At 51.3% G+C, this 15,225-nt stretch carries 11 protein-coding genes; 9 read left to right on the forward strand and 2 right to left on the reverse strand.

The genetic code is table 11. The features are described 5' to 3' along the window. The first annotated feature begins 55 nt into the window (after window positions 1-55). The 8 genes from ecpA (at window position 56) to ACMVME_RS07730 (ending at window position 9,350) form a co-directional block, all read left to right on the forward strand. Window positions 56-640, forward strand: a complete 585-nt coding sequence (gene ecpA / locus ACMVME_RS07695) for a common pilus major fimbrillin subunit EcpA (RefSeq protein ID WP_020883247.1) — start codon at window positions 56-58, stop codon at window positions 638-640. A gap of 51 nt (window positions 641-691) precedes the next feature. Next, window positions 692-1,369: a hypothetical protein gene (locus ACMVME_RS07700; RefSeq protein ID WP_032678543.1), complete on the forward strand. Its 678-nt coding sequence runs from the start codon at window positions 692-694 to the stop codon at window positions 1,367-1,369. A gap of 55 nt (window positions 1,370-1,424) precedes the next feature. Beyond that, on the forward strand, window positions 1,425-3,917 hold the full coding sequence (locus ACMVME_RS07705; RefSeq protein WP_068794798.1) for a TcfC E-set like domain-containing protein: 2,493 nt from the start codon (window positions 1,425-1,427) through the stop codon (window positions 3,915-3,917). Between the two features lie 4 nt (window positions 3,918-3,921). Then, on the forward strand, window positions 3,922-5,538 hold the full coding sequence (locus tag ACMVME_RS07710; protein ID WP_074439220.1) for a fimbrial protein: 1,617 nt from the start codon (window positions 3,922-3,924) through the stop codon (window positions 5,536-5,538). Then, window positions 5,535-6,230: a fimbrial protein gene (locus ACMVME_RS07715; RefSeq protein WP_074439219.1), complete on the forward strand. Its 696-nt coding sequence runs from the start codon at window positions 5,535-5,537 to the stop codon at window positions 6,228-6,230. Before ACMVME_RS07710 ends, ACMVME_RS07715 begins: the two co-directional genes overlap by 4 nt. A 96-nt stretch (window positions 6,231-6,326) precedes the next feature. Further along, window positions 6,327-7,055: a winged helix-turn-helix domain-containing protein gene (locus ACMVME_RS07720; protein ID WP_068794797.1), complete on the forward strand. Its 729-nt coding sequence runs from the start codon at window positions 6,327-6,329 to the stop codon at window positions 7,053-7,055. Continuing rightward, window positions 7,030-7,503, forward strand: a complete 474-nt coding sequence (locus tag ACMVME_RS07725) for a hypothetical protein (RefSeq protein ID WP_020883251.1) — start codon at window positions 7,030-7,032, stop codon at window positions 7,501-7,503. Before ACMVME_RS07720 ends, ACMVME_RS07725 begins: the two co-directional genes overlap by 26 nt. A 359-nt stretch (window positions 7,504-7,862) precedes the next feature. After that, the gene (locus ACMVME_RS07730; protein ID WP_229216795.1) at window positions 7,863-9,350 is read left to right on the forward strand and encodes an EAL domain-containing protein; all 1,488 of its coding nucleotides are present in this window, start codon (window positions 7,863-7,865) and stop codon (window positions 9,348-9,350) included. A gap of 41 nt (window positions 9,351-9,391) precedes the next feature. Here the strand turns inward: ACMVME_RS07730 and yegD are convergent, their stop codons facing one another. After that, window positions 9,392-10,744: a molecular chaperone gene (gene yegD / locus ACMVME_RS07735; protein WP_032678538.1), complete on the reverse strand. Its 1,353-nt coding sequence runs from the start codon at window positions 10,742-10,744 to the stop codon at window positions 9,392-9,394. A gap of 130 nt (window positions 10,745-10,874) precedes the next feature. Between yegD and alkA the strand changes: the two genes are divergently transcribed. After that, a complete protein-coding gene (gene alkA / locus ACMVME_RS07740) occupies window positions 10,875-11,747 on the forward strand; it encodes a DNA-3-methyladenine glycosylase 2 (RefSeq protein ID WP_068794897.1) in 873 nt (290 codons plus the stop codon). On the opposite strand, the gene ACMVME_RS07745 is transcribed toward alkA, so the two are convergent. Continuing rightward, window positions 11,712-15,041, reverse strand: a complete 3,330-nt coding sequence (locus ACMVME_RS07745; RefSeq protein ID WP_068794896.1) for a diguanylate cyclase — start codon at window positions 15,039-15,041, stop codon at window positions 11,712-11,714. The genes alkA and ACMVME_RS07745 overlap by 36 nt on opposite strands. Between the last annotated feature and the right edge of the window lie 184 nt (window positions 15,042-15,225).

Below are 15,225 nucleotides of genomic sequence, written 5' to 3' on the forward strand. Positions count from 1 at the left end.
TCCAGGTTATTTATTAAATGGCACCTGGCAGTACGTTTGTTCTCAGGAGATGAAAATGAAAAAATTATTACTGGTGGCCTCTCTGGTTTCTGTATTTGCTGCTGCAAATGCTATGGCTGATGTTACGGCATCTGCCACCGCATCATGGGATGCAACGGCAACGAAAGATACAACCAGCCTGCTGGTCGTGACCCCATTGAACTCGCTGACGTTCCAGTATGCAGAGGGCCTGAATGGGTTTAACACTCAGGATGGCGCTTTTGATGTGACGATTCAGGGACAGGAAAGTGCAACCGATTTTGAACTGACTGCTCAGGTCATCAGCAATACGCTGACCAATGCAAGCGGTGATGCATCTACCCTGAATGTGGGCGTGGCATGGAATGGTCAGGCGCTGTCTAACTCTGCCGAAACCGTTCTGGTGAATGCGGCTTCCACTTCAGGTCTGGAAAGCCTGCTGGCCGATGGAGCCTATAACGGCGCTGAGCGTGTAAGCGATCAGTCCAGCTTCAAATTCTCCATCGCTTCAGCGACTTCTGACGGTTCGACTGCTGTAACTGACTATTCTGCGCTGCCGGATGGTTACTGGACGGGTGACGTAAAAGTTCAGTTCAATGCAACCTGGACCACTCCAGCGTAATGAATATTAATTCGGGAGAGGCTCTCTCCCGAATTTCGCAGGAATGCACTGATGAAGAAATATTTGCCACTCGCAGCGCTGGCAGGGATGGCTATATCCTTTTCCAGTCTGGCGATTAATGTGGGTGATATCACGTCAATAATGACGGCCGATCAAAACGCGTTATCAAAAGAAATTATCAACACCACTGATTCCGCCCGCTATGTGAGCGTTACCGTAAAAAGGCTCTCTTCACCGCTGCCTGACGGAACAGAAATGCAATTTGAAACGTCGGGAGAATTACTTTCTACACCGGCGAGCCTTATTTTACCCGGTGATGCAAAAGATGTTTTTCGCTTTTTCTATAAAGGGCCAGAAGATGATAAAGAACGTTATTACCGGCTGCAGTGGGTTGACGAACCCGTAAGCGAAAGCGCATCGACTAAGGCTGGCAAAGCCGCGATTGCGACGGCGTCGGCAGAAATCGGGACAATACTGGTCGTGGCGCCACGCAAGGAACGATTCGAATACGGTCGTGACGGGGATGTCATCACCAACAAAGGCAACGTCTCGTTTCGGGTCATTGCTTACGGAGCCTGCAAAGAGGCGTCACAGGATCGGGGACGCGGGTGTCGCGAGCGTTATTACGTCATGCCAGGTACAAAAATAAGATTGCAGAAAAGCGATGTGTCAAACAGTCGCACCCGCATTGGGATTTGGCATGGCAAGCAATTTATTACAGTGAAGTAATACACGGCGTCATTTCCGGTACCAGTAATAAAAATACCGAAAAGTAAGGATGCGTATGTCTTTTAAATATCTTATAGGAGGGAGTTTATTACTCTCTTATGCGCTAACATCAGGGGTTGCGCATTCTGCACCGGTTAAGATTGGTAATTATGTTATTCCAGGGGCATTCGCGCGTTCTCTTGAACAGGGGATGACGGTCCCCGTTTATATCCGCTACCAGGAGACGGATACAAAAAGCCAACAAAAAATTGCTGATGCGGTCATCTCGCTGGTTGAGGGAAATATCGTTGTAAAATCCATTATGATTGCCGATTTGCCCAATAACGCGGTGCTTTCAGAGAAAACGCGCGAGATGGTGGAAAAAATAGGCGATGCGAAATTTATCGACAATACCTCTCTTGCCCTTTCGCGAGACGCACGGCTGAAATTAAACGTCTCCTCTTTTCATCTGGAGATGATTGTCAGCCGGGATGCCCTGACTGAAGCGGTAGTCGCCCGCAGTTCATTGCTGGGACCGTCCAGCGTTGATCGACTGTCTACTGTGCTGAATTACAACTTTGGTACCTATTACAATGACTACCGCAATGGCAGCAGCTCTCGCAGTTATTTAACACTGGATAACACCACCTCGTTGAGAGAGCACCACCTCAATATCAATGGCTCGGTCTATGGTATTGGCGAGAGTAACCGCTCCAGCAAACTGTATCGTGCCATGTATGAGCGCGATTATGAGGGTTATCGTCTGGCGTTGGGCATGCTCGACACCTGGAACGTTCAGTCGATCGCCAGCCTCAATGCGCTGAATGGCGGCAAGATCTACGGCGTCAGCTACGGCAATAAAGGCAGTACGGTGGTTGAAAACACCTCCCTGTCCTTGATCCCAATAACCATATTTTTACCGTCTGCCGGCGAAGTGCATGTGTTTCGTGATGGGCGCTTGTTAAGCGTTCAGAACTTCAACATGGGCAGCTACGAAATTGACACCAGCCGGTTCCCTTACGGTGTGTATGACGTCACGGTGGATGTCGTGGTAAATGGCCGGACGGTGAACACCCGCGTCAGTCGGGTGAATAAAATATTTGCCCGCCAGCAGGCCGCAGGCCTGCATGAAGTCGCATGGCAAATTTTTGGCGGTTCACTTGATTACGACCGCGTGAGTTATAAACGCAATCATTACCGTGATGCCGGCAGTGAACAGACCTGGATTGCGGGTGGTGCGGCCTCGTTAACCCTGGCAATGCTCTCCGGGCTCACCCTGAAAACGACAGGTTATGGGTTTGATGACAATGCCGTCAATGAAACGGACATTACTCTTAACGTCAACGAATATGTCAGCGTCGGGACACAAACGCTGGTGGCGAACGACGGAACATGGCGCAACGTCAGCAGCGCCAGTCTTAATGCTCCAGGCGGGTTTGGCTCGCTGTGGGCGTCGCGGGAAGACAGCAAAATCGGTAACCGTCTGCCGGTGCAGGAGCGGGATAACTATTCGGTTGGCGCAACATTGAACCTGAGCCGGTTTATTCCGCACGGTGGCACGTTAACGGTCAGCCAGACCGAAAACCGCTATTCCGGTAATACCTACCGAAACCTGGATTACAGTACCACCCTCTATGCGGGACGGTACGCCACAGTGGGGTTACGGGCCGGGATACAGCGCTATTACTACAACAATACGAATGATGACGGACGTCAGGAACGCTATGTCAGCCTGGATTTATCGCTGCCGCTGGCCTCGTGGATGAGTGTCGGGGTTTCACGCGATCGCTACGGCGCAACACAGGGCAATATCAGCGCGCGTAAACAATTTGAGGATAGCGTCATTACGTCTGCAGGCATTTCCGCCTCGACTCGCCTGAGTGGAGAGCAGAACTACGACAACAATTACGCTGTAAATGGCAACCTGAGTTATGACACCCGCTATAACGGCGGGACGGTTTCGGTGACCCGTTCAGCGGACAACTCGACCAATATGAACTTCTCCTCTCAGGGTTCCGTTGCCTGGGCGGGTGGGGATTTTGGTCTGAGCAAAGAGCGACAGCGCTCGGGCATTATTGTGAAAACCGATCTTGTGGGTGATGGAAAGCTGGCCGCAAAAATAAATAACCGAAATTATATTCTTAGCGGCAAATCGAGCTTTATTGCACTCCCGCCTTACGCGCAATACAAGCTGGAAATTATGAATGATAAAAACTCTGAAGACAGTTTTGACATTGTCTCGGGCCGTAAACAGGCGCTTAACCTTTATCCCGGTAACGTCGGCGTGGTGTCACCTGAGGTGAAAAGCATGGTGACCGTGTTTGGCCGGGTGCGATATCCCAATGGTGAACTGGCGTCAAATACGGACATCCATAACCACATTGGCAAAACGCGCACCGACGCGAAAGGTGAGTTCGCCATTGATATTGATAAGAAGTATCCCGTTATTACCCTGGTGTCCGCCAACGGTAATATCTGCGAAGCGGATTTAGATCTGGAAAAAGCCAGGGGCGCTGCGTGGGTAGGGGATGTTAAATGTGCACCGCAAACCACGATGGCGCAGAGATAATGCTATGAAAAAAAGTGCTTCCGTTTTTATTCCGCTCCTGTTTTTGGCGGGATTGATTCCCTTCACCGCAAGGGCACTGACCGCCTCATCGTCAGGGGCGATCAACAACACGTTTTTATTTATCGAGAACGACATTGACGGTGAGTATTTCATTACGCCGTCCGCGTTAGATCCCCGTTTCAGCGGCTCAAATACCTGGGTTAAATACGGCACATCCCAGGTCAGCCTCGGTTACCTGGGTTATGTCATTTGGACTGCGCCGGCCAATAATTATCAGGATATGTGGATTGATAATTCGCCCATTGATGCTCCTTTCACAGGAATACGCTGCTACCGAGGTTCGCAGTGTCCGACGACGGGCTACATTGCCGGGCAGGGGGTGGATAACAATGGTTTTTACCACGCGCAGGTTGGATCCGTGGCGGGGGTTATTGGCGGAGCGTATGGCTTTGCTTCGCTGAGCAACTCAGCCTATGAGTATTTTCGTAATATGCCGACGGGTGGCAGCGAAACCTATGTTTTTAACCGCTGCTATACCTCGGTTAACTATGATTACGCCTCAGGACAACGCTGTAAGGATCAGACAACAGGTCGCTGGAATTACATCAATTACACGTTAAACAAGCGGGGACATCTGGCGCTGGAATCAACAAGTGCCTTTCAGGAGCTGTGGATCGCCAGTGATGGAACCCCAAGCATCACAAATGATTCCGGATCCTGTGAGCTGGGTGTCGTCAGTAACGTTGATGGCGTAATTTGTAAAATGGTCAAATACAACCTTGAGCAGGCGCAAAATTTGACGGCATCGTTGACGTTCAGAGCGTATATCGATTCTGCTGCGTTGGGTTTTACCCCTTCCGCAACCACCGTGAAATATTCTGGAAATGGCTCGACATGGTATAACTTCAGCGCCTCGACGGCGTATTACAACGTCTTTTCGACATCTGGCCAGTATATCTATGTCTTTTTGTCGAAAACATTCCTTAAGAATCTGGTGGATGCAGGCGTCAGTATTACCAACAGCCAGCCCTTTACGTTTGCGTTTACGAATGCATTAACTCCGGAGTCAGGCTATTACCAGTTTACCCCCTCTTTGCAGCTCAATATTGTGCCGAAGGAGTATGGGATTAGCATTGTCTCATCGAATAATACGGCCTCTGCCAGTGGAAGCGGCACCATCGGAGATGACGCGCCGATTGAGATGGATTACGTCGTCACCGTATCGGGACCTCGTCAGGCTGACAGTATTACGGCCCAGGTTATCGGGGACAGCACGACAATCAACGATACCCCTTACTGCCTGTTTACGTCGGCCCAGGGGGGAATAAACGTGCCTGTCCCTGCCTATCTGCAATACAACACCGCGTCGGGAAGCCCTACTCAGGTGAGGAACAGCTGCAGTGAAAATGCCATTAGTCTGAACGATGCGTTATGGCAACAGGTGCCATGGGATGCCAACAACACGGATGATGGCAGCTTTTTCAGCACCAACTTAACGCTGCTGTTCCCGATGAATGATTCCCGCTCAGCACTGACGGTGGCTGGCGCTGACTGGGAAGGCGTGGTCAGCGCCAGTGGTGAAATCAAAGTCACCGCGAACTGGCTGGGAGTAACAAAATGATGCGCTGGCGGAAGGTCACGGAGGGTGTGGTGGGACTCTGCATTGCGCTTTACACGCTTTCTGCCCACGCGCTGTATCTGGACTCCACGATCTATGATATTCCCGCAGAGCGGTCGTTCATTAGCAAACGTATTTACAACGACAGCCACAAACAGAATGTGTACAGCATTTCGGCGATTAAAATCGACCGTCCAGGACCGGGTGGGGAAAAGCGTCTGCCAATAGAGGATGGGGAGTTGCTGTTTACACCGCTCACGTTTTCGCTCGCCCCGGACGCCGGGGAGTATTTTAAGATCTTCTATCGCGGGCCCGAGGATGACAAAGAGCGTTACTACCGGATTCAGTTTCGCGAGATGCCGGTAACGCTGTTTGCTGAACGTCATTCAGGCAAAGCAAGTGAAGCTGTGCCCGCTATTGCATTGGATACGATACTTGTGGTCAGGCCCAGAAAGCTGACGCTAGGTTATACTCTGGATGAGCAAAAAGGGGCGCTGACAAATACCGGCAATACGTTTTTCAGGATCATCGTACACAAGGGATGCCAGTCAACCGATGACGAGGCGACGATGCGCTACCTGCTGCCTGGAGAGACCTACCGAAGCAGCGCGTTAAACACTAAAAATAAAAAATTCATCGTTGCGTTGAAAAAATATATACCGATAGGCGATGGTTGTTTTAAAAATAACAGTTAAAGTTTAAAGAAACAGTTCTTATATTGCTAACTGAACTCTGGGAATATATTCTGTACTGCGTGCTGGCATTGCCGCCGATAATAAAAGAGTTCCCGGATGAAAAAGATAATCAATGATCATATTGTATACGATTCAGAGACCAGAACGCTAAGTGTACAGGGAGAAAGAGTGGTTCTGTCCGCTGCAACGGCAAGATTACTGGAGCTCTTTATTGCGAATAACCGCAAACAATTACATCGGGATCTGATTATAGAAGAAGTGTGGGGAAGGTATGGGTTGATCCCATCAGGTCACAGTCTGAATAAAAATGTCAGTATTTTGCGCAAAACGTTAGCAGAACTGGGAATGGATAATCTGATCGCAACTATCCCCCGAGAAGGATTTGTTTTTCAGGCGCAGATCGAAAACGTAAAAGAAGATGCGTTGCCGCATAGCATCACTGCATTAACCTCTGCCACCAAACCCGGGTTAAGGCGATACGGTAAAACGATCGTTGGCGGAATGTTAGGCATCAGCCTGGTGATATCTGGCTTTGTCCTTCTGCCAAAATTATTACGAGATACCGATGGTGTCGTGCATGTACAAAAATCCGGTTCCTGTGAAATATTTACGACAGATGATAATTCAGTTGAGAAAATATCCACTTTTTTGAATTCATCCCGATGGCAGCAATTCAAATCTATCTGTAAGGGAAGAAATAAGGTCATTGTGTTTTATGATGACAATGGATTGTCTGCGGGTAATAAACTAAAGGAATCATTTTTCAGTATATGTACGTTAGGCTCCCGGGGAGTTGCACATGCGTGCGAAAATTATGTATTTTAGTCTTGCCGTAGCGCTTGTTATCATTTTTTTGTTTTTATTTAAACGTCATGAGGTTCCGGCAGCGCTGGTATGCTCAGCGAAGAACCATCTTGTGCTCAATACGCAAAAAACAGGTATGCACATCGAAGGGGAGGTATTGCTGGTTTTCAGGATATCATCTGCTGAAGAGGGGGTATTGTCACAAGTGGGCGTGATTAATGTTAATGGGAAAAGCTACGCCATTAACCGTTCCACGATGCTTAAATTTTTAGGTAATGATAGTGACGGCTACATACGTACCCAACGGGTTTCTGTGATCAAAAATGATAATGATGATTTGCCTGATGAGATCACGGGATTAATTATGTCTAAGCAACACAACTTCTATTATAAAATAATGCATATTGCGCACAATGTGTACGGTATACGCGATTTGCGACGCACCCTGTTGGTGTGTCGGGCAGCGTAATCCTCAGAATAGGGTATCGTCTTATTCTGAAATAATAACCTATGTGTCGCATCATTTATGGTTTTTTATTCTGTTAAAATAGTGTTTATTATCACTAAAGTTTGTCCGAATGTGAATATAAGCGCATAAGTTTGTACTCATTTCGGACCTCAGAATTCGCTACCGATACAGCAAGAATATTCTTATCATTTCCCCTGCGCTCAGTTTTATTGCAAGGGGGATGAGCTACTACACACTATGCAATCTAAAGGCATTTTATTTGTTTTACCTTAAGTCTATGTGAATACCAGGTCAATTGTGAATACACTTTCCTGTTCGGGAAGGCTGCGTTTTACAATGAAAACGTGATGGTGATTATTATGAATAAGAAAAAGGTCTTCCTGCTCAGTTATGACATTTATCTTTTCGCCGGGCTCAGGGCTTTTTTGCCTAATCTGGTACTGGTCGACAGTCAGACATTTATATCAGAGTCAGACCTTTCTTTTCAGCAATACAACTCCTGTCTGTTAATTGTTGATAACCGGATGCCCTTTTTCCTGGTGAAGAAATGGCTACATCGTAACAGTAGCCAGTTTATCATGGTAAACAGCGTTGTTCTCAGGTTGAGCGAAAATGAGTGTATTAATCGAGGCTATGAATACAGTACCTCAATTGATGTAACACTGCATTATACGACCGTCATCGATATACTCACGCGTATACTGATGACCACCCCGCAACCGGAATCACGCGTAAAATCAGATGAGCTGGACGTTTTCGCGTTAACCGAATTTGAGGCAGACATGCTTAATGCCATGATGACGAAAGAGGGGCAGGCCGAATTCTGCCGGGCAAATTCATTGACCACAAAATCCCTGTATCGCTACCGGGATAAAATAACGCACAGGCTTGGTTTTAAAAATTTTATTGAATCTATTATTTTTCTTATCCGCAATGGTTTCCTGACTGAAAGAGATGTGGGGCAGAACAGTACGTTAATGCGCAAATCCACCGGGCGTAGTTATGATAATAATGATGCGGGGCGTCTGAGTCTGGCACTCAAAAATGATGAAATTTTACCTTATTATCAACCCGTTGTCGGTGCAGGTGGTGAGCTGTGTGGTATAGAGATTTTGGCCCGCTGGCCATTAGGGCATAATTACACGATTTCGCAGCGAGAATTTATTCCGCTGGCAGAAAGCTGTGGCCTGATTAATGAACTCACCAGCTATTTAATGCATAAAGTTGCCAGTGACTTAAAGCAAAAGAATAACGGGTTAAATACACCGCTGTTTGTGGCGTTTAATGTCAGTCCAACCACGTTAAGTAACCCGGTGTTTTATTGGGAGTGCCTCAATTTTTTAGAGCTGACAGAATCGTTACCGGTGAAGCTCATGATTGAGATCACCGAAAATCAAACGCTGGCCGTGACGCCTGCAATAAAAGAACTGATACGTTCACTGCGTAATCGCGGGGTGATGTTTGCGCTGGATGACTTTGGTACAGGATACGCGAATTTATGCTATCTGAATGAACTCGAACTGGATGTCATAAAAATTGATAAGACCTTTATCAACGCTATCCAGGCTGATAACCAACCGCTGCCGATGCTGGAATCGATTATTAATCTGGCGATGATTCTTGGGCTGCGTACCGTGGCGGAAGGGGTGGAGTACGCTTATCAGCGAGAGTGGCTTATCAGCAAACAGGTGGATTACCTGCAGGGGTATCATTTCCTGCCCCCGGTGCCGTTCGCTGATTTCCGGCGATTTGTCGAGCAAAGCCAGCCGACGACAAGAGAAGCGGCATGCAAAAAGGGCAGCGTGCTGCCAGGTAAAAAGGAAAATGTGCGTTTTAACGCGCTGTAAACGACGGAAGCCCTGCGCATTTCGAGGGCTTCCGTCGGGGCTTAACGGAACATCACCTGTGCCCAGCGGGCCAGACCTGCCGTTACGGAGCCAAAGTCATCGCCACCGGCAATCGGAATACCCGGAAGCTGTTCCGCCAGCGCTTTCTTGATAAGCGGTGAACGGGCGCTACCGCCGGTCAGGTAAATCACATCCGGCTTCTCTTTGCCATTCTCCAGCGCCAGTTGCACCTGCTCGAGGATCCGCTGCAGCGGCTGGGCGAGTGCCGTTTCCAGCCCTTCCTGCGATATCGCGGTCGCCAGCTCATCACTGATAAAAGGTAATGAGACAGCGTGTTCAGCACGGTCAGAGAGGGCGATTTTGCTCTCTTCAGCGGTACGCACTACGCGATAGCTGAGACGCTGACGCCACACTTTATAGAGCAGGGCGACTTTATCCGCGTCCTGCGCGTCGCGTACCAGATCGTTCAGGAAGCGCCCGTTCGCGGTGCTGTAAAAATCACTCTGCGCCGGAACGTCGTTGATGGCGATGGCGTTCCACCAGGGCAGAATTGGCAGGGCAATGCCTTTTTCGGTTTGTCCGCCCATGCCGAGCAGCGGCATCAGGCTTTTAAATGCCAGAGCAATGTCCAGGTCGTTACCGCCTACGCGGCAGCCGCTGTGGCCCAACAGGCTGGTTTCGCGGTCACGACGCTGATGCCATTGTGGCCCCATCAGCAGTAAAGAGCAGTCGGTGGTGCCCCCGCCGATATCCACAACGAGCACGCGTTGCTCTTGCGTTAATGTGGCTTCAAAATCCAGTCCTGCCGCTACCGGCTCATACTGGAAGACCACGTCACGGAAACCGGCTCGGTGTGCGGCGCGCTCGAGGATCCCCTGCGCTTGCTGGTTAGCCTCTTCACCGCCCAGACCCTGGAAGTTGATCGGACGACCAATAACGGCCTGCGTGATGGGATCGGGTACCTGGGTCTGCGCCTGGTTACGGATGTGCAGCATCATGGCGCACACCAGGTCTTCGAACATCGCCACCTGCTGTGGTTTTAACCCACTGGCGCCCAGAAACGACTTCGGTGATTTAACGAAGTAAACCTCTTCCGGATCGTCAATGTAATGGCCCAGCGATGAGAGGCCAAACTGCACGCTGGAAGGGGTCACGTCGATATCTTCGTCGCGGTTAAAACTGACCGCACGGCGCAGCAGCGCCTGGGTTTCCGCCGCGGTAGCGGGAACCTGATGATGACGGAACAGCCATTCGCTGACCGCTTCGCGAGTGGGTGCGCAGAGCATTGATGGCAGCAGCGTGCTCTCGTTTTCCATCTTCAGGAGCTGTGGTTGCCCGTTTTGCATAATGGCAACCGAACAGTTTGCCGTACCGTAGTCAAATCCAATAAACACGATTAGTCCCCATGCCAGTGAGAAGGGGCGAGACTTTAGCGAAATGTCTGCCTGGCGACAACAGGAATATGAAAGCAAGGCGAAACAAGGCCTTTCGGTTTATGCTGAGGGGAACAAAAAAGGAGCGATGATGTATACCCTGACCTGGCAACCCCCTTACGACTGGCAATGGATGTTTGGTTTCCTTGGCGCACGTGCGGTAGCGGGCGTAGAGACCGTCACGGACCACTATTACGAGCGCAGTTTCGCCTGCGAGGGGCATCAGGGGATATTTCGCGTTACGCCGGACAGCCAAACCCCTACGCTTACCGTGACGCTCAGCCCGGGCTTGATTCCGGTTGCGCAGAGCTGTCTTGAGCGTATCGGGCGACTTTTCGATCTTGACTGCGATCCTCAGGCGATCCGCTCGACACTGGGGGATCTGGGGGCCGCACGGCCAGGCTTACGGTTGCCGGGGGCGATGGATGCCTGGGAGCAGGGTGTGCGGGCGATACTCGGGCAACTGGTTAGCGTGGCGATGGCGGCAAAATTGGCTTCCCGCGTTGTCGCCCTGTGCGGGGAGCCGGTTGAAGACGCCCCGGGTTATCTCTGCTTCCCGACCCCGCACGCGCTGGCCGCAGCGGACCCGCTGGCGTTGAAAGCGCTTGGAATGCCGGTAAAGCGGGCGGAGTCGATCGTTCATCTGGCTCAGTCTGTGGTGGACGGGACGTTTCCGTTTTTCCCTCCTGCGGATATTGAGGCGGGAATGAAGGCCTTACAGCAGCGGCCCGGAATAGGACGCTGGACGGCAAACTACCTGGCCCTGCGCGGCTGGCAGGCGAAGGACGTTTTTCTGCCGGATGATTATCTGATTAAGCAACGTTTTGCCGGGATGACGCCTGCGCAAATTCGGCGGTACGCCCAGCGCTGGCAGCCCTGGCGCTCGTATGCGTTGCTGCACATCTGGTATACCGACGGCTGGGCGCCATCAGTTGATGGCGAAATAGCTGGTATTAAGCAGTAGATCCAACGGCTGCGGCTCGGCGATGGTGTCGCCGTAAATAAAATCAATGCCGATGCCGGAGAGCGTGTCCATCATGATGGGCTGGTTACACGGACCGGCGATGGTTTTCATGCCCAGGCGCTGGGCGTGCCCCTGAACGATCGTCACCATCATCTCATCCATCAGGTTGCCATAAACATTCGTCACCATTTCCGTATCAAGCATCAGATAATCGGCCATATTGGCGCTGAGGTGGCTAAAGACGTTCATATCGCGTCCCACCTGGCTGAGCACGACGCGGCAGCCAGCATGGCGAAGCTTTTGCAGGCCCTGCTGCAGGTTCTCATCCGGGTTACATACCACGTCGGCAGCGATAACCAGATGCAACAGACGGCCCGGCATGGGGCTCTTCTCCAGCAGGTCGACAAGTTCATCAACCAGCGTGACGCTTGCTAAACCCGCTTCAGACAGCGGAAGCGCAACCCCCATGCCTTTGTGGGCGACCTGTGCGGCGGAGGTGCGGAAAAACTCGTTGAAGATACGTCTGTCAAGGGCGTGCAACAGTTCAGGCTCCGCAAGTCCGGAGCGGAACGCATGCTCTTCCTGCACTTCGCCCTGGCTGGTCCACAGGCGTAATGAAATCAGCCAGAAGTTGCAGCTTTCCGGTATCCGTGGAGACGCGACGCTGCGGGCAATCATCATCAGGTGATTGTCTTTAATCATGTGCCACTGCTCATCAAGCGACATCATGCTGCGCATGCCGTGGTCCCGTTCCTGCTGGGGTTCGTAAACCGTGACGACGCCGCGTCCGCTGTTTTTCGAGGCGTAACAGGCGATATCCGCCTGCGACATGATTTCTGAAGCCTGATGGTTATTTTCATCAATCAGAGTGATACCCGCGCTGGCGCCGATCCGGTGCAGACGTCCTTCCCACATAAAGTGATAGTCATTGATGGTGTTAATCAGGCGGCCGGTAATATAACGCGCGCTTTCGATATTGCAGTCCGGGAGCAACAACCCGAATTCGTCCCCGCCGAGACGAGCCAGCACGTCGCTGGAACGGAGCATGGTCAACATTAATGACGAAAGCTCCCGCAGCAGAGCATCACCCGCCGCATGGCCTGCGGTGTCGTTGACGGCTTTAAAACGATCGAGATCGATAAACACCAGCGCATGACGCTGGCGTGTCTCCTGTACGGTCTGTAAGAGCCGTTTGAGGTGGTTTTCGAAACTGACCCGGTTTGCGAGGTGGGTGAGGGCATCGTGCGAGGCACTGTAACTGAGCTGACGCAGCATTTTGCGCGATTCCGTCACGTCCTGAATTACGATCACGGAGCCAATGTTCTGCCCGTCCAGCGTACTGAGCGGGGTGATGCTGTAGTGGATATCGTAGTTGCCGCCGGTACGGCAGTTCAGCACCACGTCCTGGTCTATATCGGAACGGGACATATCGCCGCTGTGAATATTCTCCATCAGCGGTCCCTTTTCACCAAAGGTGATGTGCAACACTTTCAGGACAGGCTGCCCGATAGCCTCGGTCTGCAGCCAGCCGCTCATTTTCTCGGCAACCGGGTTCATAAAGGTGACATTCATGTCGATATCGGTACACAACACCGCTTCGCCGATGGAATCGAGGGTAATGTGCAAACGCTCTTTTTCCTGGAACAGCGCTTCGTTGAGCTGCTTCACCTCGGTCATGTCCATGTTGATGCCGAGCAGGCGTTCGACTTCACCCTGTTTGTTCAGTACCCGGTTCGCCAGAGAGCGTATATGGCGCACGCCTTCTTTAACACGAATGCGGAACTCAAGCTTAAACGGCAAACGTGAAATGAGGGAATCCCGGAGCACCTTTTCAGCGTGAGCGCGGTCTTCCGGGAGCATCGTTTCGTGCCAGAGCTGCCAGGTGGGCTTGATGTGCGGCGGGATCTCATACAGCTCAAACATCCGCTTATCCCAGCTGATAATGTCCGGCTCCAGATCCCACTCCCAGATGCCGATACCGCCCGCTTCGTTGGCGAGGGTGATGCGCTCCATCAGGCGTTTATTGACCCACTCGGTCTGCTTCAGGTCGTTAATATCTTCAATCTGGGCGATAAAATAGAGCGGTGAACCGTCGGTGTGGCGCACCACGGAGACGGCAAGCAGGGCCCAGACCACTTCACCATTGCGGGTGTAGTAACGCTTCTCAAGGGTGTAGGTGTTGATGTCGCCGTTGACCAACTGCTCCAGCTGTTCGAGATCGGTATTCAAATCTTCCGGCCAGGTTAACTGCTGGAAGGTGAGGGCCTGAAGCTCCGTCTGGCTGTATCCCAGGAAGTTACACAGGGCTTTATTGGCCTGAAGCCACTGCCCCTCAATGCTGACCAGCGCCATGCCGATGGCGGAATACTCCATCGCGTTACGAAAACGTGCTTCACTTTCGGTGATATGTTTGCGTTCGGCGCGAAAGGCATACATCACCATGGTCATAATATTGGCCGGCAACAGCATCATTAAAAAGGGCAGCCAGGGCGCGTTCAGCGTCACCAGCAGGTTTTGCGGCGTCATGGATATAGGGTTACGCGTCATGATCAGCGAGACCATCATTACGGTGACCAGAAACACCAGAAACGCCTCCATTCGCGGCAGGCGCACGGCGCTCCACATAAGCAGAACGATAACGCAGGTGAAGGGCCACGGCAGCCAGGTAATCGCCATCCAACTGAGAGCCAGCGTCACGGCCATGGTGGCCAGCGTTTCCAGCAGCAATTTTGGGTTGCGGTGACGCAGCAGATAATGTGGTTTAAACAGTAACCCTAACGGTACCAGCGCCAGCGCACCAATGGCTTCTGATAACACCCAGACGAGAAAATTACGCAGCGGCTCCGGACCCGGCACCAGAAGATACACCAGCACCCCGCCAACCAGCGGTGGCACCAGCGCACTGCCGATGGACAGACGGATCCAGTCATTCAGATTCTGCAGGGGGTTATACCACGGGAGCAGTTTACGCAGTAACACCGCGCCAATCACGGCTTCAACCACGTTGATAGCGGTATAGGTCGGGTTGATCGACGACCAGGAGAAAAGCATCCACGCGGCCAGGATATTGCCAAACGAGCAGGCCAGGGCGATACCCGGCCACATCTTTCCTGCATGACGGTAAAAGGCCACCATCATGATGGCGGTAGGGAACCAGAGCGGGGCGAGCAGGGTGCCGAAGCGGGTCAGCTCCAGCGAAAATAAGGTAAAGATAAAGGTGACCAGGCCCAGACAGACAAGTCGCAATAAAGGATGTGGGGTGGTAACCAAAACCCGCTGGTATTGTTTATTCATTACCGCTTTATCCAGAGACGCCATGCCGTCAGGAGAGAAATCCGGACGAGTGAATTTGATAATTTGGTTTATGCTAGTACAAACAATTTACAATTCATATGGCGACTGCTCATAATTTGACATCATAGACTTATTAAATAGTTACTCGGTAAAAAATCCCCGGCAAACGCTGAAAAAACGTGCG

Source organism: Enterobacter cloacae complex sp. 2024EL-00711, assembly GCF_047529885.1.
Taxonomy (GTDB): Bacteria; Pseudomonadota; Gammaproteobacteria; order Enterobacterales; family Enterobacteriaceae; genus Enterobacter; species Enterobacter ludwigii.